This is a genomic window from Sphingobacterium griseoflavum, from assembly GCF_014653155.1.
Lineage (GTDB): Bacteria > Bacteroidota > Bacteroidia > Sphingobacteriales > Sphingobacteriaceae > Sphingobacterium > Sphingobacterium griseoflavum.
In genome coordinates, this window is sequence record NZ_BNAF01000001.1 from 424,198 (window position 1) to 448,737 (window position 24,540).

The following is a 24,540-nucleotide window of genomic DNA, read 5'->3' on the forward strand; positions in this document are numbered from 1 at the left end:
TTCGGTATAGATGGGCGGCTTCTAGCCGCTCATTTTTTACGACTTTCTATTACCTTTCGATAGCCGATAACAGAAGGTACTGTTAGTTCCGAAGCATCGGCATATGTTCGTAAGGCCTCGACTCAAAGCGCAAGACTGTTCTTTTCGGGATGGCTAGCGGTTGCTTCGAGCTGCTGCGTGTTGCGGAGGTCAGCGCTTCTTTGACAAGTGGATCGCGCATATCGCCAAAAGGGTATAGGGGTAAGGTCTGGTACTCTTTTGCGAACCGCTGCGGTGAAATTCCTTTTTCGTAATCTCCCTGAAGTTCCCGGTTGTATATCTTATAGACGAGTGGCAGGATATGCCAGCTCGCATTTTCGCCGTTCACCTCCGGTGGCGAGGTGAGCGTCACGCTCGCCATGTCTTTGCCCATCGTGGCTTCGCCGACATGTACCACTTCCACATAGGGGCGAAGGCTGTTGATGAGCAATTCGGCTGCGGATGCGGTATGTGGCGTGGTCAATATGGCGATACGCTGCAGTGGCAAACGCGCTGCAATGAGTTCGCTTGCGGTAAAGCTATAGCCATCCGCCTGCCTTGCCAATGCATCGGCAAAGGTATCGTCGATGTTTGCCATGCGATCGTTACCGCGGTAACGGACAAAGATATCATCTGCGCTTACAGGCGCAAACAATAGCGCACAAAATGCGGCAAAGGATACCTGCCCGCCTGGATTGTACCGGAGATCTAAAATCAATTGGCTTACCTTCGCATCTTTTAGGGTCTTTACGGCATAAAGGAGATCGTATGCGCCAGCGAAATCAAAGTGGCTCAGGTAGAGGTATCCGCTGTTGGCAGGATCGTTAAGTATAGCCTGGGCATAAAGTACGGGCTGTGCGATGTAGCTGGAAGGAAGTTCAACATCCTTACCGTTTTTTAAGGTTAGTCGCAAGGTGTTGTTCGATAGAGCTTCATTGACTGTCTGTTTCATGTCGGCAAAACGGAGATCAATCCCGTTTATCTGTACTATGCTATCACCCCGTGCTAGCCCTGCTAAGGCACCATTACTGAAGGGTACAACTTGACTAAGTATATGTAGGCTTTGATCTTCTTGGTCTACAGTGAGCAGATCGATTCCAAAAGTATTGGTCAACGTTTTTCCGAAAGTGCGCTCGTTTCGACTCTGCAAAATGCTTGAAAATCGATCTTCAGGAGCTAGAAGCATATGGAAAAAATCGTCAGGACTGCGCCCATAATCTATGGTTTTTGGTAGCTTATGTGCCCAATAATAGTATCGTTCCATTTGCGCATATTGCCAGTGATTAAGGGCTTCATTGGATCCCATAGGAGGAGCCGTATGCCCTTTATTGCACGAGAAAATTATCCCGAAGCTTGCTATACTACTGTAAATGAGAACAAATTTTTTGACACTAACCATAGCGGAAAGTTAGGGAATAGCGATGTCTTTGCCGTTAACCATATATGAAGAAAAAAACATGCTTCGACGCCATGTACCATTGACTTACGCGACGCCCTGCCGTTAATCGTGTACGCTTGCAGACTGTGGTAAAAGCTGTTTTCAACTTAGGCGATATCCAATTGCGCCTCGTTGAGTTTATCTTTTTCTTTATGCGTTACAGCTGTTCTTTGTTATTGCTATCTACCAATTTAAAAGTTTATTTGGTCATGGTATGGCCTTTTTGTAAAATAATTTTTATTAAAAATTACATGTCAGCGGTTGTCAAGGCTTATTAAATGTATTTTTTACAATTTATTTTACTTTCTGATATTATTCCTCGGTGTATAATCAATTTGGTTTGAAAAGCAATCGATTGCGTAATTTACGCAATCGATTGTGTTAAATTTTATTTTTAATAATAGAAATTAAATTTCTTTATTTGAATTAGTGAAAAGGATTTTTCTTTACGTTGTTAACGATGATCTGTTTGGTTTAATATAGCCTTACTCACGATGCTAACGAATTTATAAATAGATAAGATCGGTTGCTAGTAGCTGATTATGGAAGGCCCAAAGGACGGTAGCGGAGCAGGCTCGCAGCTCGGGATCGTCTATGGCGTAACGTTGATTTTAAATACCTAATTGTAAATTATGATGAGAAAATTTCTTTGTTTTTTATCCGTCGCTCTACTCATTGGAGAGCTGCTTGCAACCTGTAGGGTTGTTGCGCAGGATACCATTTCCCAAGCGGCCGTACAGGAGGTTCTTTTGGAGCGCAGGTTGGCTAGGCTGTACAAGCGGATGGATAGCAAAGACACGGTTCGGCTTAGCGAGATCAATTCTCAGCCTTTCATTAGTGTGCTTGAGTATGTCAAAGGGCAAGCTTCCGGTCTCTACATCCAAGAAAAAAGCGGTGAACCGGGCGCTGTTAAGCAAGTGGTTTTTCGTGGTCTGGGTAGTCCGGTGTTTTCCCAAAAGGATGCTATTCATGTACAGCCTACAGTCTATGTTAATGGTATTCCGATAGCGCGGGAAAATAACTTTACCTACGGTATGCAGCAATATGATTTTAATCGACTGGGACCGGCGACGGATAATTTTGCCGGTATCGATCTGTCGACCATTGAATCGATCGAGGTGGTAAAGGATCCCTTGAAACTTGCACTACTGGGCCCATTAGCTGCGAATGGAGCGATATGGATACGGACGAAACCCGGCAAGGGCGGCAGAAGGGAAATCTCTTTTTCAGCTTATACAGGGGTTGCGACAGCGCCTTCCGTAACCCCGGTCAATGCGCAGTATGAAAATCTTTTTCGACGGCAGTTTTACAACAGGTATGCCACACCGGCTGATGAGCTGAGCTATCCGACGTATTTGAACGATTCGACCAACGTCAATTATTATGGGCCGTCCAATTGGAACCAACTTTACTATCAAAACCAGCCTTCCTATAACGCCAACCTGGGCATTCGTGGAGGCAGCGATCGCGCAAATTTTTCGTTTTACGGCGGCTACACCAATAATGGTGCTGCAGCAGATGATACGCGTTTCAGGCGCTACCACGCGTTGTTCAACGTCAATATGGCGCCCTATAAATGGTTGAATATGGGAACGGTAATCAATGCATCCCGCAACACGCGCGACCGCAACCGTAGCCTGCGCGACCGTTTTGCAGAGGTCGCTTACACGCCCAACCTATCAGTGCCCATGTCGCCCAACCGAGATGTTTACCAAGGCTACCTCGAAAACTACAACACCGTCATTGACGACAATATCGTAAATGCAGGTCAGGTGTTGCTGACATTGGATTTATATCTTTCCAAGAAACTCATGTACAACACGAGTTTAAGCATCGATTACAGCGAGGGGTATCGCAATACATTCTTTCCTCAGCCCCTGATGGAGGAGAATAATTTCATTTCCAACTACTTCGGGTTCAACCAACGTTATCTGTATAGCAATAAACTATTTTGGGAACATGAGGCATCACCGGATGTTCAGCTAAACTTCGCTGCGGGCTCCATTTACCAAGAGGATCTTTACCGATACAATTATGCGCGAGCCTATGACGGGCCAAATGATTTTGTGCGCGTTAATATCTTCAACGATGGAAATGTCTTTACCAACCAATGGAGTAACCGGGAGGATTTCAGGATGCACTCCGTTTATTTTTCTGCCGCGATGCGGTATCGCGATTTGCTGGACGTGAAGACCTTATTGCGGTATGACGGCGCTTCCACGGTACAGCCAGACAATCGTTGGCTCTTTACGCCATCCTTTGCGGCAACGTACCATTTGATCAACGGTAGCGGTCGGTCTAGCCAACTGTTCGACCAGCTCGATCTGGGCCTCAGTTGGGCGCGTATCGGCAAGCCCAACTTCAATAGCCGTTATGCCATTGGCCCCAACTATGTGTCCGATTTGGCTTGGGGTTCGGAAGCGGGGCTGTTATCCTATAATGGCTTTGCAGTGGTATCACGGCCTTATTCCGAAGGATGGGTAGGCTATAATATGGATTGGGCCTACACCGATCACGCGGCACTTGACTTGGATGCAAACCTATTGCACAGCCGAATGAACATCCGGATGAGTGCTTATCTGAAAAAGGATCAAAACCAAGTGATTCCTGTACCGATCCCTGCCGAATATGGATATAGCAGTAGGCTACTCAATGGTATGTCCGTGCAAAATAGGGGGCTAGATATGACGGTTACGGGACAGCTCTTGCAGCCTTCAGCAGCCGGTCTGCACTGGACTTCTTCCGTCAACCTCAATTGGAACAGGAATAAGCTGACCAGCTTGCCCAACGGCTTGCAGGAACTTACCGTGGGGCAGCGGAAGCTGGAGGTTGGTGAGGCAATCGACCGTTTTTGGCTTTTTCAAAACCAAGGTATTTACACCAATATTGCTGAGATTCCCGTGTTAAACGGGGAGCCGATGACCTTCGACGGCATTCCATTCCAACCGGGCGATCCGGTTTGGGTTGACCGCAATAATGATTTTGTCATCGATCAGCATGACCGCGTGCTACAGGGCAATGCTATGCCCAAAGTAGTCGGTGCCTTTCAAAACAATTTTTCTTACAGGAATTTTGATCTAAGTCTGCAGTTTTATTTTGCACTGGGGCATCAATTGCTCAATCAGCGGGCAGCAAACAAATATGACTTTATCAATAATGAAGGAGCCAATACATTGGACGGAATCCGCGAAATTTTCCATTGGCAGCAAGATATTGACATCCTGAAATATCCAATCTACAACCCATGGAGCGCCGTCGTGCCCTATCGGGTCAATCAGGATTTATTCTTGGAGGATGCCTCTTTCGTCAAATTGCGGGCTGCTTCCCTGGCCTACGACTTTGCCAAGCGCCCCGCCTTTCAAAATCGGTTTAAAACCATGCGAAAAGCGATTGTGTATGTCTCGGGCAACAACTTGCTGACTTGGACAAAATTTTCAGGAGCAGATCCCGAGCTCACGGATTTCAATGGCTACTACAGCGGCTATGGCCTGCCGCTGGCACCGATCTATACACTTGGTCTTAAACTCGAATTGTAACCAAAAGATGAAAAAAATGTTTACGTTATCGAAACTCAATCGCCATGCTGCGGCACTGTTTTTAACCATCGTCCTGCTCCATGTATCGAGTTCATGCGGCAAAAAGCTTGATATTGTTGCTTCAAATGCCGGGGCTGACGACACCCAATGGGCCTCTGTCTCCGATACGCGGGCAGCTTTGATGGGCATTTATGGTTTGCTGCGGGCGGCCATGGTGGATAACTATGCGCATTGGGTATATGGCGAGATGCGCTATGGCGACCTGGTGCCCTATATACGTGCTGATTTAAGGGCCGTGGCTGACAACAGGCTGAATGCTTCTTTTCCAATCGTTAAAGAACTATCCAATTGGCGCAGGTTTTATGCCGTTATCAACGCGGCAGCGCTGTTTATCGAGCGTGCTCCCGCTGTACTGGCGGTAGACCGAAGATATACGGAGCGCGACCTGAAGTTTGATATTGCACAGGCACGAACAATACGTGCATTCGCTTATTTTTACATGGTACGCATCTGGGGGGATGTGCCACTGCTGACACGCTCATATGACGATGGCATTTTTGCAGAAGTGGCACGCACACCGGAGCGTACCGTGCTAGCTTTTGCCGAAGAGGAGCTTTTGGCGGCCGCACAAGAGCTTCCCTACCTCTATGCGGAAGGATCGCAGCAGTACTATGGCGAGGGCTTCAATACGTGGGTAGGGGTATTGGTCAACAAAATTTCGGCCTACACCATCTTGGCACACCTTTGTGCCTGGCAAGGTAAATACCTGAATGCCGAAGTGTATGCACGTTTTGCGTTAGCAAATGCCCAACAATCAAGGATTGTCGCCTATAGCGTAAACGACTTGGTGAACAGGACATCAGGACTTTTTGCGCCGAGCGATAAAAATCAGATCCTTGCCATTCGAGCGTCCTATGTTTTCAGTGAAGCGACTGCCACGGGACACATTGAGTCGCTCAGTTTAGCCTACCCACTCGTTACCCGTACCCGTCCGGATATCTATGTGCCTAAAGATACAATCAATAAGCTTTTTCTACAGGCCAGCGATACACGTTTCGGAGTTGATACGATCTCCGGATTGATCACGACAAATTATTTCACGGACTTCAACGGCGACATCCCCATCTTCAGTAAAATCAATGTCATCCGTGCCGGTGATGGCGATCCGGACTTTTCCCTCTTTGGATCCAATATCGTTTTCTCTCGCTTGGAAGAGTTGCAATTGCTGTATGCAGAGATTTGTGCCGTACTGGGCAATACCGACGAAGCCATGCTTTACCTGAATTTCGTGCGCAGCAACCGCGGGACGTCCCCGTTTATTATGGCGTCTGGATCTGATCTTGTCGACGAGATATTTGCCGAGCGTCGCCGAGAGCTTATGGGAGAAGGCTGGCGTTGGTATGACCAGGTGCGTCATGCGCGCATCAAAAGAAATAATCCCACCGTAAACACCTTGATTGAAGAAGGAGGGATTTTTTGGCCGATATCGGGCGAGGTATTGCAGCGGAACCGTAAACTTATTCAAAATGCCTACTGGAGATAAATGGAGGAGAAAAAATGAAAAGTACCATGTCACTAACTATACTTTCTTTATGCTGTGCGCTTTTTTTTGCCTGCAAAAAAGGAAACGATTATTATGAAAACCGGCAGCCCGGAGCCGCACGCTTTCCTGGCAGCACGATAGATTTTTTGGAAGCATCCCCGGGGCTCTATGATTCCTTGCTCTTAGCGCTAGATCGGTCACCTATTTTACGTCGGCGTTTGTTGCAAAAGCAAGATACCACCACGTTGTTTGCCATCACCAACAACAGTTTTACGAACGCGATCGAAGGCATGAATACGGTGCGCCGCAATGCAGGACGTCGTCCGCTGTACATTGAGGATATCCCACAAGTCTTACTGGACTCTGCGCTGTACCGCTATGTGTTTGCAAACACCGTAACTACCGAAGATTTGAGACCTTATGTCGAAGGTGTGGAAATTCGGAGTTTAAACGACTACCGGATGCACCTACAATATTTGGTTTCCCCCGCTTCCGGCTATGTTGGTGGCGGACAGCAGCAAATCAAGCTGAGTGATGTGAACAATTCTATTTTTCAACGCTACTGGCAAGAAAGCTTTACGGCCATGGTCAACATCCAAACGGAAAATGGCTATGTACATCAATTGTCTCCAAGTCACAATTTCGGATTTAGTAAACTGATTACACAATTAGCCAGCTATTGATTATGAAACTAGCCAAACATCGTATCCATACCCTTGTCGTTATCCTAACCACCTCATGCTTGTTCGGATGTACGAAATACATACCTGATGACCGGGATTCCTTTGGGGAGGATATCTCATACAATGTGACGGAATTTTCTCCCACGATTGGTCGAAGTACTTTTTACAACGATATTGTTTCCGTGGGTCCCAATACTTCCCAACCCCTTACTTTCCGGATTGTCAACCTCAAAGATGCGGACGGGCAACCTGTCAGCACATTATTTTCCGACAAATTTCCGGTGAAGGTATGGCGTCAGATGTATGATGGAACCGAATCGTCCATTGAAGAAATCGAAGCAAAGCGGGTGGTCGAGTACCGGCCTATTCTCGAAATTTTGGAACATTCTGGGAATATAAATTTTTGGAATGCGGGCAGCTCGTCTTACATCCGGACCCAGCCCGATTCAGGCTACACGTTCGATGTCGAGGTCAGTAACTCTGGCGGGCGACGCTATGTACGGGGCTTTCGTTTGAAGCCGCAGCGGGAAAGACCCTACGAACCCACTGATGTCGATCCGGAAACCGGTTTATCCCTATCACCCCATGGTTTTGCCAGTTACGTTAGAGGCATGCTGGGACAACGCACGCGGGGTGGCATTCCGGCCTCGGCCATTCGTGTGTACATCAGAAAGTTGGAAAATATGCCGGCAACAACCAGCAAAACATTGACACTAAGCTTCTTGGATTCGCTTCTTAACCCGATTGATCCCCGCAACTTCAATGATACGGATTGGGCGCACATGGTACATGGCTTCAATCGGCGTATCGAAGACAACAAAGTCATCTATGATGTAGCTTATCCGATACCACTGACAAGGGTTGAAACACGATACACGAGTGTTGGCGGAGAGATGGCAAGGCTGGATATTGGGTATAGGCAGCGCGATGTATTTGGCGACATTGTTCGTGCCTCCTTTGGATACAACTTTCGGATTTTCGAAGAGGGACATTGGGAGATACAGTTCCGCTTCATGGGAGAGACGCCCGCATTTAACTAACCCATTAGCTTACATACAGATGAAAATAAAATTTATTCGTTCGTTTTTGGTCGGTGCCGCCTTGCTGCTTTTGCATGTTGCCGTTGCGCAGCAAGTGCTGATCAAGGGACGTATCACTGATAAAGATAAAACTGGCCTTGGCAACGTAACCATTTCTGTGGAATCGCCGAAGCGCGACGTCGGAAAAACAGAGGACGACGGTCGTTTCGAAGTATCTGTGCCGGCAAAAAGTGTGCTTCTTTTCCGTTTGCAGGGCTATCTTCCGTTGAAACAGCCCCTCAGCGCTGGAAAAACAACCTATAACCTCATGATGGAATCTACCACGCAGGAGCTCGAAGAAACCGTGGTGGTGGGCTATCAGCAACGTGCCCGCTCTACGCTGACCGGCTCGGTGGTATCCATCTCCGGCAAGGAGATACAAGATATCCCGAGCGGCAACTGGGTGGAGCTATTGCAGGGTAGGGTAGCCGGGCTAAACATTCAGAATAACACCGGAAGTCCGGGAATGCGGGGTACGATCGCTTTGCGGGGGATCTCTAATATCAATGTGAGCGGTAGTGGTGATAACGCTTTTCTGACGCCTACCTCACCCTTATTTGTGATCGATGGGGTGCCCGTAGACGAGAATACGGGATTCGAATACGGATTTGAAACGGCAGGGCCCGGGTTATCACCTATATCAATGATTCCACCGGAAGATATCGAGTCTATCGACATCTTGAAAGATGCGCAAGCAACGGCCCTATATGGTTCGCGGGGAGCTTTCGGCGTCATTTTAGTAACAACCAAAAGGGGTAATTCGGAAGTGCCGATTGTCCGTTACACGGCACAAACTTTCTTCAACGCCGTACCTGCTTTACGTCAGACCTTGGGCGGAAGGCAGGAACGCTGGATGCGTGTGGATCAGATCCTGCGCTATGACACCACGCTGGCGAGGGCCTTCCAGCGCATCAACGATTCGCCTATCCTCGCAGATAGCTTGAATCCCTATTGGAACAATTCTACCGATTGGCAATCTTATTTTTACCGCAATACCATCAATCAAAGCCATAACCTAGATATCTCCGGTGGAAGGCAAACCTTTAATTATAAAGTGAATATGGGGTATTTTGATGAGCGTGGGATCATTGAAAATACGGGTCTGAAGCGCTACACCTTGCAGACCAATATGCAGTACCGTCCTACCGAACAATTTATGTTGATGGCTAATGTCAACTCGAGCCTAGCTCGTAATAGTGTAGGCAGTGGGAATGCTACGATGCAGAGCGGTGTTGGCCGGTCTGTTAATACCAGCTCCTTATATCCGGCACCATCTATTTTTACCGGAAGCATGGAAGCACTTTCCGCGCTCAGTGTCAATGACGATAACAAAACCGGCAACTTTGTTTCCCAAGTAGAAATGCAATATGAACCCTTTCGTGGCATTCGTGCGACGAGTACGCTCAACTTCACCTACTTCGCTTCTACCAAAGACAGGTTCACACCAGAGTTGCTGAACGGCAACAGGTCTCTTCTCTATAATTATTATGATCGTCGCAATCGCTTGTACAACCGAAATTCATTGGCTTATACCAAAAGCTGGATGCATGGTACACATCTGCTGAATCTTTTTGGCTTTAGCGAAATGGAGATGACAGATTACCGCGCCGAGACCAGCAACCTCGTGGGTACCGTAAACGATCGTTTCCAAGCGGGCTTGAGTTACGATACACGATTTTCCGGAGGAGGTACTTTAGACAATATGACGAACTACCGATCGGTTTCCTATGCCGGAAGTGCGATGTACAGCTTTAAATCCCGTTACATCGTGGAGGGTACCTATCGTGTGGATGGAACATCGACCACGGGCGGGGCTTCGCCTTGGTCATACAATCCCTCAGTGGGGCTTCGTTGGAACATTAAAGAAGAAGGTTTTGCGAAGGATATCAACTGGCTGGACAATGCCCTGATCCGAGGCACATACGGGCGAAACATTACGCCTACAGGTAGCCTTTCTGATCTTTATGGCTGGTACAAAATAGATCCGCAAACCTACAACAATCGTCCCACGACATCGCTCGATCTAATCAATGCACCGAATGTCAATTTACGTCCGCAGTCATCGACGCAATGGTCGGGAGCGGTCGAGTTTGGTGTCTTGCACAATCGGCTTTCCTTTACCTATGAAGCCTACTATCGCCAAAGTGACCAAATCCTACGCTCCAAACCGATCGCCGATCACAATGCGTTTGCGAATGTATTGACCAACGAAACCAGTTTGGTAAACTATGGGCATGAATTCATGCTGAATTTCCGACCCAAGATGGCAAATCCGGACTGGAACTTCACCTTCGGTGCCAATGCAGCCATCAACCGAGACCGCACGGCAGCACTGCCCGACGGCGTGCGGCAATTGCTGCAGCCCGATGGTTCTGCATTCGATTTACCACAACTGTACCGGTTGGGACGCAATCCATTGGGCTTCGTACTGTATAACTATGAAGGTGTATATCTGCGTGACGAAGATGTGCCCGTCAATCCGTTGACAGGCCTACGTTATCGTGCTGGGGGGACATTGGCCGAAGGCCGTTTCTTCCGGGCAGGCGATCCAAAGTTTACCGATATCAACGGCGACTACATCCTCGACGAGAACGACCTGGTGTTCGTGGGTAATTCGCAGCCGCGCATAACTGGGGGTTTCAACACGTTCACGCAATACAAGAACTGGTCGTTGACTACTTCGTTTTCGTTTACCTTGGATCGCGATATCCTCAATACGGCGCTGACCGACCGCTTCCGCAACTACGCGGATCCGGCGGGTGTAGGTTTTGCTGGGAGCTACGTGCCGCTCGACGTGTATAACGTCTGGAGAAACCAAGGCGACAATGCCGATTTTCCTAACGTATCTGATTTTACGCGTTTGCCTTTGTACAATCCCTATCGTTATAATTCGACACTTTTTTTGGAGGACGGCTCCTATTTAAAATTCAATTCGGCGACCCTCGGTTACAATTTCGATCGGAATTGGACACGGCGGTTTGGTATCAGCTCGGCCCGCCTCTATATCTCCGGCTTCAATCTATATAATTTTAACCGGTATTCCGGCCCGGATCCCGAGCTCGTTACGGCGCTGGGGCGCGACGCATCGTCGGGTTTTCCAAACCGGCGCAGCTACACCTTTGGTATGAACATTCAATTTTAACGCTATGAAAAAGAAACTCGTATATCCACTATTGACCTGCTTGTCCCTATTCGTGGGATCTTGCGGACGAAATTTTTTGGATATCAACCAAGTAGATCGTTTAACCGGCAATAACTACTGGACTTCGCGTCGAGATGTTGAACAATTTGTCGGAGGGATCTATTCCACGCTTCGACAGGCCACCATGCAAAATATTTTTTTTCCAGCCACCGGAGATTTTCGTTGTGCGCCCATTATGCGCACGAGCTCTTCGTCGGATCCGGGACGCGATTATTTAACCCTGTTGCGTACAAATAACATCAACGGAATTTTTGCACGCGGGCAGGACTTTAGCTACTTCGGATTCACGCGTATCACCGAATGGAACACCTTCTATCAGATGGTGCAACATGCCAACATTCTCTACGCACGGCTAGAAAGTAGCAATTTGCCTTTTTTGAGTGCGAGTGAGGTTAATCGATACAAAGCAGAAGCGGTGTTTTTACGTGCTCTCGCTTATTTCTTGATGGTTCGGGTGTACGGTGATGTGCCCTACTATACAGACGTCAATACCAATCCGCTGCCACGAACCAATATGCTGACGGTCTTGCAGCATATTTCGGCCGATTTGGATGCCCATGCCGAGTTTTTGCCTTGGACCTTTTCTGATCCGTCTATTGTGGCTGTACGTGCCATGCGCGGTAGTGCCTTGGTCCTCAATATGCACGCCAATATGTGGCTAGCGGGCTTCACCGACCAAGACAAAACCCCCTATTATGACAAGGTGGCCGCGCTCGGACAGCAGCTGATGGAAGAAAATAATAACGCTTATAGTTTGCTGCCCTTGTCACGTACTAGGGAAATATTTAAAGGGCGTACCAGTGAAGGTTTGTTTGAAATTGTCCAAAATTTAAACTTCGGAGAGACATTTAGCCTAACAGCCGCATTCTCGGATTATGTACTGCGTTTTCCAAACAAGACGACGAGGGTATCCTATCTCTACTACCAACGTGAGTTTTTTGAAAGGCTTTATCCTCCGCAGGGACAGGATTTGCGCAAGACATTTTGGTTTGATGAGCATATTTATAACACAGCAGGGCAGATGCAATGCTTGAAATTTCTAAATGTATTTCGGGAGATCGGAGAAGACGCTAATCCCGATGATAATCAGATGGTTTTCCGCTATGCCGATGCCATTCTTTTGCGTGCGGAGGCCTTGGCAGAGCTAAATCGCGATGCGGAAGCACGGGCGGTGGTCAATGTGATCCGCAGACGAGCCGCGGCAGCCGAGATCACCGAATCAGGGAATGAACTTAAGGATGCTATCTGGTGGGAACGCGCCCGAGAGCTATTTGGCGAAGGCAATTTCTATTACGACCTGGTGCGCACGGGCAAAGTGATCGATGTAGCGTATACGTTAGCCCCCATGAGTGTGTCAGCCTATCGCAACGGTGGTTGGACTTGGCCGATATCGGCTTCGGCATTGGCAAATAATCCGTTTATGCGACTGAATACCTATTGGACAAACTAACAACAATCAAACAATGAATAACTGCAAAAAAATACTGTTTTGTATCTTATTGGTTGCTGGACTTTTCCAAGCCTGTCAACCCAACTACTTTGATGATTCCGGTACCCACGACCCCAATTTCAACGGTTCTATGTGGGAATATTTGGGGACGCGGCCCGAGCTCTTCGATACGTTGCGGGTAGCTCTGCGGCTGGCAGATTTTGAAGGAACATTGCAGCGTGAAGATGTTACATTTTTTGCGCCCAGTGACCAAACGATCCTGCGATCGGTATGGGCGCTGAACAGTAGTTTAAGAACTGCTGGGCAGGACACGATTACCAGATTGGAGCAGGTGTCTCCTGCCGTGTGGCGCAAGTTTTTGTCGCGCTACATCTTACGTGGAAACTACCGGTTGCGCGATTTTCCGCAACAGGACACGCTTAATCTTTCGGCTTTCCCAGGACAAGGTTATCTGACCTACGATGGCACCGATATGAATATTGGCGTGCTATACAACGATGTAGCCACTGTTACTTCCGACGGTAGCCAGCAGGTCATTAAGTACGCTGGTTACCGAAGGCTGTATCTCAATATGCCTTATTCGCGAAGTGTTGAGGGAACAGTCAATTTTGTGCCCTTCATCACCGGACCTGTTGCTACAACCGACATCAGGCCGCATAATGGCGTGCTGCATGTCTTGCAGTTTTCGCTCCACAGCTTCGGTTTTCTTTCCCAACTATTTGTACAAGAGGCTTTAGCCGGAGGTATAACTTACCAAAACGAACCATGATGAAGACAACGATAACCCTATTTTTTGGATGGCTATCCATCGTTTTGCTGATGGTGTCCTGCAATAAAAATCTACAGGTGGGCCAAGATCCATATGCTGGTGGCCAAGGGTCGCTGGGGATCGGATTTCTGGGGAATTTTCCTACGCCTGAACGTGCCAGGCCGGGCGAGTTGGTGGAGTTTACTGTACGGGGTCTGACCTTGCACCGTGCCAATCTGGAGTTTTTTATTAACGATACGCCGGTGGAGCTGGTTTCTGTGCAAGATTCGCTGGTTGTCATCCGGGTTCCGGAAGAAATTTCTTCCGGCAATGCTAAGGTCGTTGTGAACAATCAGGTGTTTTACGGACCTCGCCTGCAAATCGAAGGCGATGCCTCTTTTGATACGAACTATGGGATGGTTAATGGGTTTAATGGTCCCGTAAATGACTTTATCGATCACTTAGGCGGCTATATTGTCGTTGGCAACTTCTCGAACTTCGAAAATCAAGCAAATAATACCAGCACCTTTATCCAAGGGATACATTTTATTGACGCCAATGGCAGGACCTCGTCTCGGATGACCTTTGGTAAAGGGGGCTTCGGTATCAATTCCATCGCGCGCAGCAGCAGTGGGAGTTTCCTCTTGGGCGGTGCGCTATCCACGTTCAACGGCAGGCCGGTGCAAGGTATGGCGAGGATTTGGCCATCCGGTGAACTCGACACCATGATTGTGGAAGTCATTAACACCACCGAAAACCCGTTGAACAGTTATGATACGGTGTCGGCGTTCAATGCAGGCGTACGGGGCTCAATTGTCAGGGTTTTCGGAGCGGCAGACAACAAGGTTGTCGCTGTGGGAAATTTTGACCATCACCTCCATGTAGATTATAGCTACTCGTCTAGAGATAACCGGCATACCATACCCACAGTGGCCCGCAGCATTGTTCGGATGCATCCGGACGGACGCTTGGATTCGACCTTTCTGTACAACCATTCGGGCGCCAATGGAGTGATTGCAGATGCCTCGCAGATGCCTGACGGCAAAATCGTTATCGTGGGCAGTTTCACGTCGTTTAACGGCCGACCGGCACCCGGCATGGTTCGATTGAATACCGATGGAACGATAGACGAAACCTTTGCTGTGGGTAGCGCCGCAAGCCGCATACAGCGTATCAGTTACAACCCTGTACGCAGAAAGTTTGTGGTGGTGGGCAATTTCAGCAGCTTCAACGGTGTCGCCGCCAAGGGTATCGTGCTGTTGTCCGAAAACGGGACGCAAGACGAGACTTTTCATTTCGGCGAGATTGAGGCGGCGCGACCATTATATGGCCAGTTACTGAACAATGGAAAAATGATCCTGCATGGAACTTTTGAGCGTTATAACGGTGTCTCGCGTGCCAACCTTTTGCTATTGGAGCCCGATGGAAGCTTAGTGCAGCGCTATAACTCTTTTTCACCATTTACCGGAACACTGCAAAAAGTGCTGGAGGCTACATCATCAACGGGACGTCCTGCGCTGTTGCTTGGGGGCAATATTTCCAATTTTGATGCGCATCGGGTAGGTAATTTTTTTCGGATGGAAATTAGGGATTAACATGTTATGATAATGATTATGAGCAATTTTTTTAGTACGTCCATTCGACGCATGCTTTTCGGGGCCTCGTTGCTCTTCTTGGCAGGTAGTTGCAATAGGGACTTTCCCAATTTGTTGCATGAATTTGGTGCAGCACAGGATCCTGATCCCATACAAGATAAGGTATTGCTGATCGTGGTCGATGGATTGAGCGGGGCTGCGGTTCAGGAACTAGAACCGACCAACTTCCGTGTACTGGCGCGTAACGCCATACTGAGCTATAGCAGTCTGGCAGACAGCCGCACAGATGCTAAAATCAGCAATGAAGCCGTTTGGGCGACATTGATGACGGGGGTGTCAGCCGAAAAAAACGGTGTTACCACCGATAATCTGACCCAGCTCAATACGGCAGACTATCCGACGATGTTTATGCGTCTGCATAACATGTATCAAGCGCGCAGTTCTACCTTATATACAAGCTCAGCCATTCATGCCGAGGCGCTTGCGAGCGGTACGGCCAGCGTTCAAATTGACACTGATGATGATGCTGTTGTGGCGAAGGCCACCGCCCGCCTGCAGATTGATACCACGGCGCTTCAGGTTGTGCATCTAACGGCCCTAGAGGCCGCCGGCGAGGCCAGCGGATTTACCGCTGCGTCCCCAATGTATGCCGCAGCGATAGGCAAGCTGGATGCGCAAGTCAAGCAATTGATTGATGTGCTGCACGCGCGGCAAAGCTATCCCAACGAAAATTGGCTGGTGGTCATTACCTCGGGCAAGGGTGGTCTTTACGCGCGGGACACGCCAGATTTCACAGCCTTTGGCGATACGGAGCGCGAAACCTTTACCATGCTCTATTCCCCAAAATTCTCCGCCAGGGTGCTCGCGAGACCGAGTGTTGCTGATATTCCCTATTCGGGAAGTGCTGTAAACTACCGATACAACGCAAATGTTCGCGCGGTATCCGGCAATACACAAGTCGGCAACATCGAAGCTTCAAAAAGCTACACCATCCAATTTCTCTATAAAAGTAATCATATGGGAGCCTTGAGTTGGCCGGCAATTTTAGGGAAGCGGCCAAGTGCAGACGGCGGTACGGGCTGGACTTTCATCAATGCCGATCAGGGGTGCCAATTTCATACGAGCATAGGCGTGGCAGGCAACTCCAATGTACAGATTAAGGATGGTAAATGGCACGCGATAACGGGGGTGTTTAATCGTGCGACGAACCGACTGATCTTGTATGTCGACGGCGTTGCCGGCAATCCGGCAAACGTAAACGGCAACGAAACAGCGATCAATAGTCACCCGTTGATTATTGGCACAATGCCGTCTTCTGGCAATATGAATGCCGCCAATTATTTGATAGCGAATCTCCAAATCTACGAGTACGCTTTCAGCCAGGAAGATGTAGAACGCTACGCGGGGCTTACCTGGATTGACGAAAACCACCCTTACTATGCTAGTCTGATCGGCTATTGGCCAGGCTATGAGGATGTCAATACCAATACCTTAACGGAGAAGACGGGCAAAGCGCCCAATTTTCGATTGGATGGCCAATGGAGCTGGGCAAGCTTTAATGAGCTGGTAGATTTCCTTCAACCCCCTATCACGGCATCGATTTACCGCATGGTGCCCAATGCCGTAGATATTCCCTTTATTATTTACCAATGGTTGGGCGTTAGCGTAGAGCAATCTTGGGCGTTGGATGGCAAAAGCTGGAGCCCCAACTTTATCCGTGTACGTAATTGATCAGCAATGAAGATAAAGATTTTTTTAGGGATAGGCCTGTGCCTGATAGGCTGCACGCTTTCCCAAAGTTGTAAAGAATACAATTTTGATTTTAAAAACGGCTATCAGCAGGGCGATTCCATACCATCGGATATCTTGACAGACACAACCATGTTCGTTGCGGACAGGAGTATGTATGCCAAGGCGCGCATTTATCCGGGTTTGGTGGGCGACGCGGTGTCACGCATTCAGAGAGATACGAGCGTGACGCTGGATATGAGCAAGGATTATGTGCAAGCATTTGCTTACCGCGTAGCGAGCTCGCCGCGGCCTATATACAGTACGGGTTTGTATGCACCGGCCGGTGAAAATATCCGTATCACGGTTCCCGAGGGTGTGGTGGGTTTGACCGTACAATTGGGGGCACACATGGATAACAACACAGGGCTTGCTGCGCTTCGGCGTGAACCCATTATCTATACGCGCAAAGAGCTATTCCCGGGTGTAAACTATGTGAAAAATCTCTTCGGCGGTCTGGTCTGGATTGTTAATGAGATTAAAAAGGAGCAACCTGTTACCCTGCGCTTTGCCGGTGTGGTGCGTACTTCTGATTTTATTTTGGGAGTGACGGATTTAGAAGCATGGAAGCGAGATGTTATCGCCAATGATGTCCCTTGGTTGGAGTTGCGTTCGCGGCATACCGTCTACACGGTTCCGCGCTCTTTGCTGGTACGCTACATACGGCAAGGAAGGGCTGATGGAGTCGCGGAGGCGCTCACGCAATGGAATACGAATTATCGACGGGATTTCTACGATTGGATGGGCTTAACCGAAAATGCTGCAGAGGCGCACCACCGCTATCCGCAGTTGCCCGAGCGGGGTGTCATGGACATTCATCCGCGAGCGGGCTACGCCCATGCCGGTAATCCTTGGGTGATGCAGCAGGATGAGTACTGGCTGGAAACACTTATTGATCCCGTGCGCATTCAGGAGGAAGCTTGGGGCACGTTTCACGAAGTGGGCCATAACTATCAACAGAGTTCCATCTGGAGCTGGTCAGATCTTGGTGAGACCACCAATAACCTTTTTGTATTTAATGGGGCGCGAAATCGTGGGATAATGGATCGTTCGACGTTTCACCCGGCGGTGGCGGTAGATTTTCCAAAAGCTGTAGCGTGGGCCATGAGCTCAGGTGCGAAAAATTTTTCTGATCTACCCGACGACATTAAAGACAGCGCACCATTTTTCCGGATAACACCCTTCTTACAAATATTTGATAAGGCCGTGGGCCGAAATGGTGAATTGGGATGGGATTTTTTCCCATTCTTGTATACGAATGCACGAAATTCCACTACGTCGTTTGGATTCGATCAAGCCAAGAAAGATTATTTCTATAGACAGCTCTGTCATTTTACCGGGCGGGATTACGCGCGTTTTTTCGCTGCTTGGGGCATTAGTGTTTCCGGTATAGCGCGTCGTGAAATTCGGAATCTGTATCCTCCGATGGATCGTGCCATATGGGAGTATAATCCGGTGACCCGTCAGGGTGGCGATAACACATTGAGCCCTAGGTATGATTTGGACCGTACATCTTGGGTGGTGACGGCCTCTACCCAATATCCGGAAGAAGGCAATGGCAATGGCGTTGTGGCAGCGCTTGTAGATGGTAATCCCAATACATTTTGGATGAGCCATCCCAATTTGGGACAATCGCCACATGTATTAAGGGTTGATATGGGCGAGCTTACGCCGCTTAAAGGTGTTTTTTATCAGGCACGCAACGCCGGAAGCAATATTCCGAGGACGTTAAGGATTGAAACGAGTTTCAACGGAACTAATTGGCAGCTTGTTACGCCGGAAAGCCTGACCAATGCCCAAAATTATACTTATGATACGACATTGGAAGCTTTCCATTTGAGCGAGTGGGATCGCTCCCGTAAGGAGTTTATACTAAGATCTGTCATAGAACCCCGCTACATACGATTTACGTTTCCAAGTGCGACATCCTTCAGTGGTAGTCGGTTTGTCGGTGTTGCGGAGATTGGGGCATTTTTCGATAACTAAATGTAGAACTAATGAAAAAACGAACATATAGATGGCTCGCGTTGGTGCTCTTCCTGCCGTTGCTGCACACGAGCTGTACGCGATATGAAAATCCAGCTCCGATTTTTGAAGAGCAAGAGGAGGATGCGGGACAATCCCGAAGACGCAAGGTACTCTTTATTTCGATCGATGGAGCCGGGGGTGAAATCGTCGGACAAGTGATGCCAACCCATATTGCGGGTCTATTACCGACAAGCAAGTATACTTTCTATGGGCTTGCTGATGAAGATACCGGCGATGCAGCCAGCTGGATGACGATGATGGCGGGCGTGTCATCGTCCAGCCATCGCATTGAAGACGATAGCTTTATTCCTCGGCCAAATCCGGACAATCCACACGTTAGCCCCGATAGCTATCGCTCTTTGTTCTCGCATTTGAACGCTGTCGCTTCCAGCTTACGGAGCTATGTGGTGTCGCGTAGTGAAGGGATCAGTAACAGGCTGCTTGCCGGCGCCACCGAAAGTTTCTTGGAATCATCTGACGAGGCCGTGAAAAACCGAGTGGTCAGCACGCTGCAGACCAAGACTTCCGATGTCGTGGTCGTGCAGTTTACGGATGTGCTGGCGGCAGGCGTCACAGGCGGTTTTTCGGTAGATAACAGCGACTACATAGCAGCTATAGAACGGGTCGACGGCTATGTTGGCGAGATCTTGGCTGCAGTTGCTGCTCGTGGAAGTTACGAACAAGAGGATTGGCTAATCATCGTCACGTCCAACCATGGAGGGATAGACCGCTCGTATGGTGGAAATAGCGACCTCGAGCGGAATACTTTCGTCCTTTTTCAAAACAAGAGGTTTCAGCAATTGGATTTCACTACACTGGATCCGACACCCGACGCCATTTTTTTCCATGCGGTCGACTTTTTTCCGCAGATATTTTACTGGTTAGAGCTTCAAACGCAGGAATCCTGGAATTTGGAGGGGCAGATCTTTCTAAACAGATTTGAAGTTGAATTCTTACATCCATAATAATGCCGCCATGATGAAAATAAAGAACATTGTACACCGAGCTGGCGTTGTAATTGCCTGCTTGGTATTGAGCCAATGGGCCTGTAAAAAGGAGAAACTTGTTTTTCCTGAAAGTAGTAACAGTGAGGTCGTTGTTACGCAGACGAGGCCAACGGCCAGACCACAAAACCTAACAATTGTATCTGCCTTTAATCAGCAGATTGAAATTTTTTGGCCAGTGTTAAGTGACCGGGTATCTCGGGCGATACTGACTTATGAGGAGGACGGCACACAACGTCAGGTGGAAATCACCAATTTTGAAGTGCCCACCGTCATCAATGTGGATTTGGTCGGGGATTACAGCTTTGGCGCGACCTATTTTACTTCGGACAACACCGCGTCCAAGCTGACAACGTTTACGGTGCACAGCCTTCCTTTCGAGACGGATTTTAAGCTCCAAAATATGGACGTCGTCCTTAGTCCGGCCGGCGTCACATTCTATTTTCCAGACACGGAAACGGAAAAGACATTCACCTATGTTGTTAAATACATGCGGGAAGACGAGGCTGTAGAGATCAGGACGGAAGCTGTGGGCGCAGCGTCCATCGAGGCCGGCGGCTTACCGGACGAAGATCGGGAGGTGGAATTCACTATCGAGGTTTTCGATCAGCAATTAGAGAAGAGAGCGGTGGCCTCCCGCGTTAGTAAGCCAGGAATGTTAAATTACAAACGTCTTGTCGACTTTTTCCAATTTCAGGAAGTGGCCGATCAGCGTTACATCTTTTGGAGTAACCCTTTCGAGGAACCGGTGACGGTCACCTTATATTATCTTGTACACGGCGAAGTGTTGACCAAGATATATACGGAAACAACAACGGGTCATTCTCTTGCATTTGATCTGGACGATGCGCCGTCGTTGGTTGCCGTGGAAATCACCGGAAAGGAAGGTTTTTCTACTGTCGCGGAGTTGACACTTCAGGATGCTTCGAATATTGCGCTCGGCAAGCGTACACAGCAATCTTCAACAGCTTTTGGCGGTGCGAGCGAAAGGGCTGTGGATGGAAATACGGATGGTCGATGGGGCAACAATTCGGTGACGCATACACCTGGATCGGGCGAAGATTGGTGGGAAGTGGATTTAGGTGCTGTGTCGCCTGGCATTTCAACGATCACGCTATTTAACCGTACAGATTGTTGCGGACAGCGGTTGGGTAACTTTGTGATCTTCATCTCCGATCAGCCGTTTACGGGAACTTCTGTTGCCGCATCGTTGGCTCAACCCGGCGTTTTAGCTATACCTTACACCGGTCAGGTGGGGGCTAACATCTCCATACCTGTATTGCGTTCTGGGCGTTATGTCCGTATACAGCTTCGAGGAAACGATCCGCTGTCGCTGGCGGAGGTGCAGGTATTCGGTGTGCAAAAATAAAGGGTATATCGATGGTGAAAGAGATGCACTGCATATTATTTTTGGGTTGGGAGCAAGATGTTCTGTTTCTAACCCAATTATTGAATAAGCTTAGAACTGAGGCAATGTCGAATCATCTCGGCTGTCGAGCGCCAGCGCTACCGGTGTGCCGAGTGTGTCGGTTAAAATGACTTGATTTGGCGAAACATTTCCATTGTCTGTGATCAGAAAACGCAGAACCTTTTTTGACTTGTCGGCGACATAAAGATATCTACCGGTCGCACGTGGGTCGATAGCGACATCGACTGGCTTTGTGAGGAGCGTGGCAGCGCCAGTGATAATTCTGGTAGGGGTAATGCTGGCGCCCGCTATCATGCTGTTAAAGTTTTCGAAAATCAAAATTCTGCCGGTACCATTCGTCGTGCCATCGCCGAAATCAGTAATGGCCAACATATTTCTTGTGGTATCATAGGCCATACCATGTAGGTTAGTCGCATTTTCAATAGACAGGACACGGGCGGGTGAAAGGTTGGCGGTGGAATCTGCTACGTTGACGGGACGCGTGGCGACACCTTCGAAGACATAGATACCTCCCGCTTCGCCCTGCTTGGCGACAAACAGTCTATTGTTGTGGTAGGCTGCGCCCCACATGGGGAGATCACCGGTGAAAAATTGCTTCCAAGGCTTTCTGTTTTGATTGATGCTATTCGGTCTATCCACAACAAAGATACCCGATCGGTTAGCGTCCGCATTGACGATAAATAAGGCGTCCGATGCGCGGTGGTAGGCCAATCCGCGCACTTTGCGGAGGAACGGGCTAGCCATCATGGCGCCATTAGTCAATTGCCCTTGTAGCTGAACTTGGCTGATATATATAGCCGAGTCGCGTTGTTGATCCTCCGGATTGGCACTTGCCTGAATGATCGATTTTAGAAAAGGGTTGAACAGGAGTACGCCACCTCCGCGTGCCATAGATAAGTGTGCTGTGTCGAGCACGAAGATAGCTGAATCGGCGTTTGTTGAAATCCGTATATTGGTGTCGGCGATGCCATCGTTAGAACTCTCGTACTCTTCAAAAGAAACGTAAAGTCTCGAAATGGTATTTATGCGGCCTACAGGTTCTTTTTCTTCTTCAGAACAGGACGCAGCAAACACGATCATTGCAACAAAGGCAAAAAAGCAATATTTCATCTTGTTATTTTTTCTATAAAAACTCCTCTTCCTAAATGAAACGTCACCTGATGTATTTTAGATACAATCCGTTTAGGAAAAATCGCTGCCAAGAGCTCTCCCCAAAAGCTCTTTCTCCAAAGATAAACATTTTTGTCGTTGTTCTGCTCGATCACAGACGAAGATCGCTGGTCGAGATGGTCTGTTATTTTGGGCTATTAACAAAAATGGACCACCCGAAAAAAAACGATGTTTTAAATACCCTTATGGTGAAGATCGTGTTCGAAAAAAAAGTGAAAATACAACCTCACGTTGTAGGAAATGCGCGAACACTTCAGGAAATTTACCGTGCTTATGATTTAGGCTTCGGGGAGAAGCTGTTGCGGTTCTGTCGGCTAGTACAGAACCGCTTCTTTGAATTAGTACGTTTTGCCAATCCCTGGGATCGGTATCGCCATGTAAATTGGGAGGTAGTGTCCCCAATTTATGCTCGGGATACGTTACTGATTTTTAACGACCTGAAAAGCAGGTGGGAGGAGCTCTAAATCAATGCCATGGTAAGGCGTTCCTTCCAACACCTGCGATCTGAGGATCGCTGCTGGAAAAAGACATGCTTGACTCATTTGCATGCTTCAAGCCGTCCGGTCTATCGTTTTTTTTCTATTACGCAACCAATCGAATACGCATTTTAAATAGTAGCCTATCAATCCAAAAATACTTCCGCCGGTGAAATCGCTTGCCAACGAGGGTGGGAGCAACTCATAGACGCTCACACCAAAATAATCGGCTATTTTATATACCTGATCTACTTTCAGTTTGGTTTCATTGCGCTCAATTTTAGAATAGGCCGCCTGTGACATATCCAATACGAAAGCCACCGCTTCCTGAGAGATCTTTAAGCTCTCTCTCTTCTGACGAATAAATGTTCCGATTTCACCTTTTGCCATGGTTTGTACGTGCTAGTAGACTAGCACAAATCTAATAAATATAACCTGAAGTTGTAAGGAAATCGTTGGTTAAAACTACAGGTTTTAGCCTAAAACCTGTGGTTGTGGCAGACCTTCCGCCGCATGCTGATTTTTGAATAAAAAACAAATTATGAAAAACGTGAAAAACAAAAACAGCCAAATGACGGACAACCTTCCGGTTCAAGACCTGAGTATCGAAGAACAAATTAAAACCGACGGCGGCGGCGATCGCAACGATGAAAAGCAGGGCAGTATCTGGGACAAAATCCTAGGTATTTTCGTGGGTTAGATTTAGAATTAGCGGCCACATTTCGGCTAGCGATTCCGGTCGTACCAGCAGCGCCAAAAAAGATCCCGTGTGGAAAGCGATAATATGTAATTGACGGTTGATGCCGATTTTCGGTATAAAAGAAAGCAGAAAAAGGAATACGGTTGCTACTATCCAATATTCCAAGCTGTTACTGACCCAAGCAATGAAGATATTATCTGCTTTCTGCTCTGGGAAAAAAAAGAGGCCAAAGCCGTAGAGGCCAAGTGTTAGGCCGGAAATACCTACCGAGGTGAAAAAGAAATTATTGCGCTTTATCCAAACTTGAAACAGGTTCGGAACAACAATCAATATGATGAACAAGCAGGGGGTAAGGAGCGCAGCTGTCAACAATCCGTTTTCTTGTTTTATGCATCCGAACATGTCATAAGCAAGTGCATAAATAATCAAACTGTTGAAAAGTAGGTGCAGCCAACTTCGGTGTATAAATGCTGATGTTAGCAGCGTATGTATGCGCTTTCCGCGCGCTACTTCATAAGGATGGAGCAGCAACGCATGGAAATAGGTTTTTCGGTAAAACCCGATGATGCTGCTGATCAAAACAATGGGTACAAGCGTGTAGGAGTATGGTGATTCGTAAAAGGTCGGTAAAACATCAAAAAGGGACATCGGTA

At 48.1% G+C, this 24,540-nt stretch carries 18 protein-coding genes; 14 read left to right on the forward strand and 4 right to left on the reverse strand.

The window, feature by feature from the left end; translation table 11 throughout:
• Window positions 1–82: 82 nt before the first annotated feature.
• Window positions 83–1,324, reverse strand: coding sequence for a S41 family peptidase (locus tag IE165_RS01765; protein WP_189624869.1), 1,242 nt, complete (start codon window positions 1,322–1,324; stop codon window positions 83–85).
• A gap of 764 nt (window positions 1,325–2,088) precedes the next feature.
• Between IE165_RS01765 and IE165_RS01770 the strand changes: the two genes are divergently transcribed.
• The 12 genes from IE165_RS01770 to IE165_RS01825 are packed head-to-tail and all read left to right on the forward strand — an operon-like array spanning window position 2,089 to window position 21,481.
• Window positions 2,089–4,992 carry a SusC/RagA family TonB-linked outer membrane protein gene (locus tag IE165_RS01770; protein WP_189624870.1) on the forward strand — a complete coding sequence of 968 codons (2,904 nt, stop codon included), beginning with the start codon at window positions 2,089–2,091 and terminating at the stop codon, window positions 4,990–4,992.
• A gap of 7 nt (window positions 4,993–4,999) precedes the next feature.
• The gene (locus IE165_RS01775; RefSeq protein WP_189624871.1) at window positions 5,000–6,535 is read left to right on the forward strand and encodes a RagB/SusD family nutrient uptake outer membrane protein; all 1,536 of its coding nucleotides are present in this window, start codon (window positions 5,000–5,002) and stop codon (window positions 6,533–6,535) included.
• 26 nt (window positions 6,536–6,561) lie between these two features.
• Window positions 6,562–7,218, forward strand: a complete 657-nt coding sequence (locus IE165_RS01780; protein WP_189624872.1) for a hypothetical protein — start codon at window positions 6,562–6,564, stop codon at window positions 7,216–7,218.
• Window positions 7,219–7,220: 2 nt separating this feature from the next.
• Window positions 7,221–8,258, forward strand: coding sequence for a DUF5007 domain-containing protein (locus IE165_RS01785; RefSeq protein WP_189624873.1), 1,038 nt, complete (start codon window positions 7,221–7,223; stop codon window positions 8,256–8,258).
• A 19-nt stretch (window positions 8,259–8,277) separates the two neighbouring features.
• The gene (locus tag IE165_RS01790) at window positions 8,278–11,439 is read left to right on the forward strand and encodes a SusC/RagA family TonB-linked outer membrane protein (protein ID WP_189624874.1); all 3,162 of its coding nucleotides are present in this window, start codon (window positions 8,278–8,280) and stop codon (window positions 11,437–11,439) included.
• 4 nt (window positions 11,440–11,443) lie between these two features.
• A complete protein-coding gene (locus tag IE165_RS01795; RefSeq protein WP_189624875.1) occupies window positions 11,444–12,949 on the forward strand; it encodes a RagB/SusD family nutrient uptake outer membrane protein in 1,506 nt (501 codons plus the stop codon).
• A 13-nt stretch (window positions 12,950–12,962) separates the two neighbouring features.
• On the forward strand, window positions 12,963–13,718 hold the full coding sequence (locus IE165_RS01800) for a fasciclin domain-containing protein (protein ID WP_189624876.1): 756 nt from the start codon (window positions 12,963–12,965) through the stop codon (window positions 13,716–13,718).
• Window positions 13,715–15,292: a DUF5008 domain-containing protein gene (locus tag IE165_RS01805; RefSeq protein WP_189624877.1), complete on the forward strand. Its 1,578-nt coding sequence runs from the start codon at window positions 13,715–13,717 to the stop codon at window positions 15,290–15,292. The genes IE165_RS01800 and IE165_RS01805 overlap by 4 nt, the downstream gene beginning before the upstream one ends.
• Before the next feature lie 18 nt (window positions 15,293–15,310).
• Window positions 15,311–17,023 (forward strand): LamG-like jellyroll fold domain-containing protein, encoded by a 1,713-nt coding sequence (locus IE165_RS01810; protein ID WP_189624878.1) that lies wholly within the window; start codon window positions 15,311–15,313, stop codon window positions 17,021–17,023.
• Window positions 17,024–17,029: 6 nt separating this feature from the next.
• On the forward strand, window positions 17,030–19,066 hold the full coding sequence (locus IE165_RS01815) for a M60 family metallopeptidase (protein WP_189624879.1): 2,037 nt from the start codon (window positions 17,030–17,032) through the stop codon (window positions 19,064–19,066).
• Between the two features lie 11 nt (window positions 19,067–19,077).
• A complete protein-coding gene (locus IE165_RS01820; RefSeq protein ID WP_189624880.1) occupies window positions 19,078–20,073 on the forward strand; it encodes a hypothetical protein in 996 nt (331 codons plus the stop codon).
• A 10-nt stretch (window positions 20,074–20,083) separates the two neighbouring features.
• Entirely contained in the window at window positions 20,084–21,481 is a 1,398-nt protein-coding gene (locus tag IE165_RS01825) for a galactose-binding domain-containing protein (protein ID WP_189624881.1), read from the forward strand.
• A gap of 90 nt (window positions 21,482–21,571) precedes the next feature.
• Here the strand turns inward: IE165_RS01825 and IE165_RS01830 are convergent, their stop codons facing one another.
• Window positions 21,572–22,651 (reverse strand): YncE family protein, encoded by a 1,080-nt coding sequence (locus tag IE165_RS01830; protein ID WP_189624882.1) that lies wholly within the window; start codon window positions 22,649–22,651, stop codon window positions 21,572–21,574.
• A 272-nt stretch (window positions 22,652–22,923) separates the two neighbouring features.
• On the opposite strand from IE165_RS01830, the gene IE165_RS01835 reads away from it, so the two are divergent.
• Window positions 22,924–23,175: a hypothetical protein gene (locus IE165_RS01835; protein ID WP_189624883.1), complete on the forward strand. Its 252-nt coding sequence runs from the start codon at window positions 22,924–22,926 to the stop codon at window positions 23,173–23,175.
• Window positions 23,176–23,262: 87 nt separating this feature from the next.
• On the opposite strand, the gene IE165_RS01840 is transcribed toward IE165_RS01835, so the two are convergent.
• Window positions 23,263–23,577 carry a helix-turn-helix domain-containing protein gene (locus tag IE165_RS01840; RefSeq protein ID WP_189624884.1) on the reverse strand — a complete coding sequence of 105 codons (315 nt, stop codon included), beginning with the start codon at window positions 23,575–23,577 and terminating at the stop codon, window positions 23,263–23,265.
• Window positions 23,578–23,728: 151 nt separating this feature from the next.
• Here IE165_RS01840 and IE165_RS01845 point away from each other — a divergent pair, with 151 nt between their 5' ends.
• Complete coding sequence (locus IE165_RS01845; RefSeq protein ID WP_189624885.1) at window positions 23,729–23,887, forward strand: hypothetical protein; 159 nt, start codon at window positions 23,729–23,731, stop codon at window positions 23,885–23,887.
• Here IE165_RS01845 and IE165_RS01850 read toward each other — a convergent pair.
• Entirely contained in the window at window positions 23,867–24,535 is a 669-nt protein-coding gene (locus IE165_RS01850) for a rhomboid family intramembrane serine protease (protein WP_229826275.1), read from the reverse strand. The two genes, IE165_RS01845 and IE165_RS01850, sit on opposite strands and share 21 nt — an antisense overlap.
• Window positions 24,536–24,540: the final 5 nt, after the last annotated feature.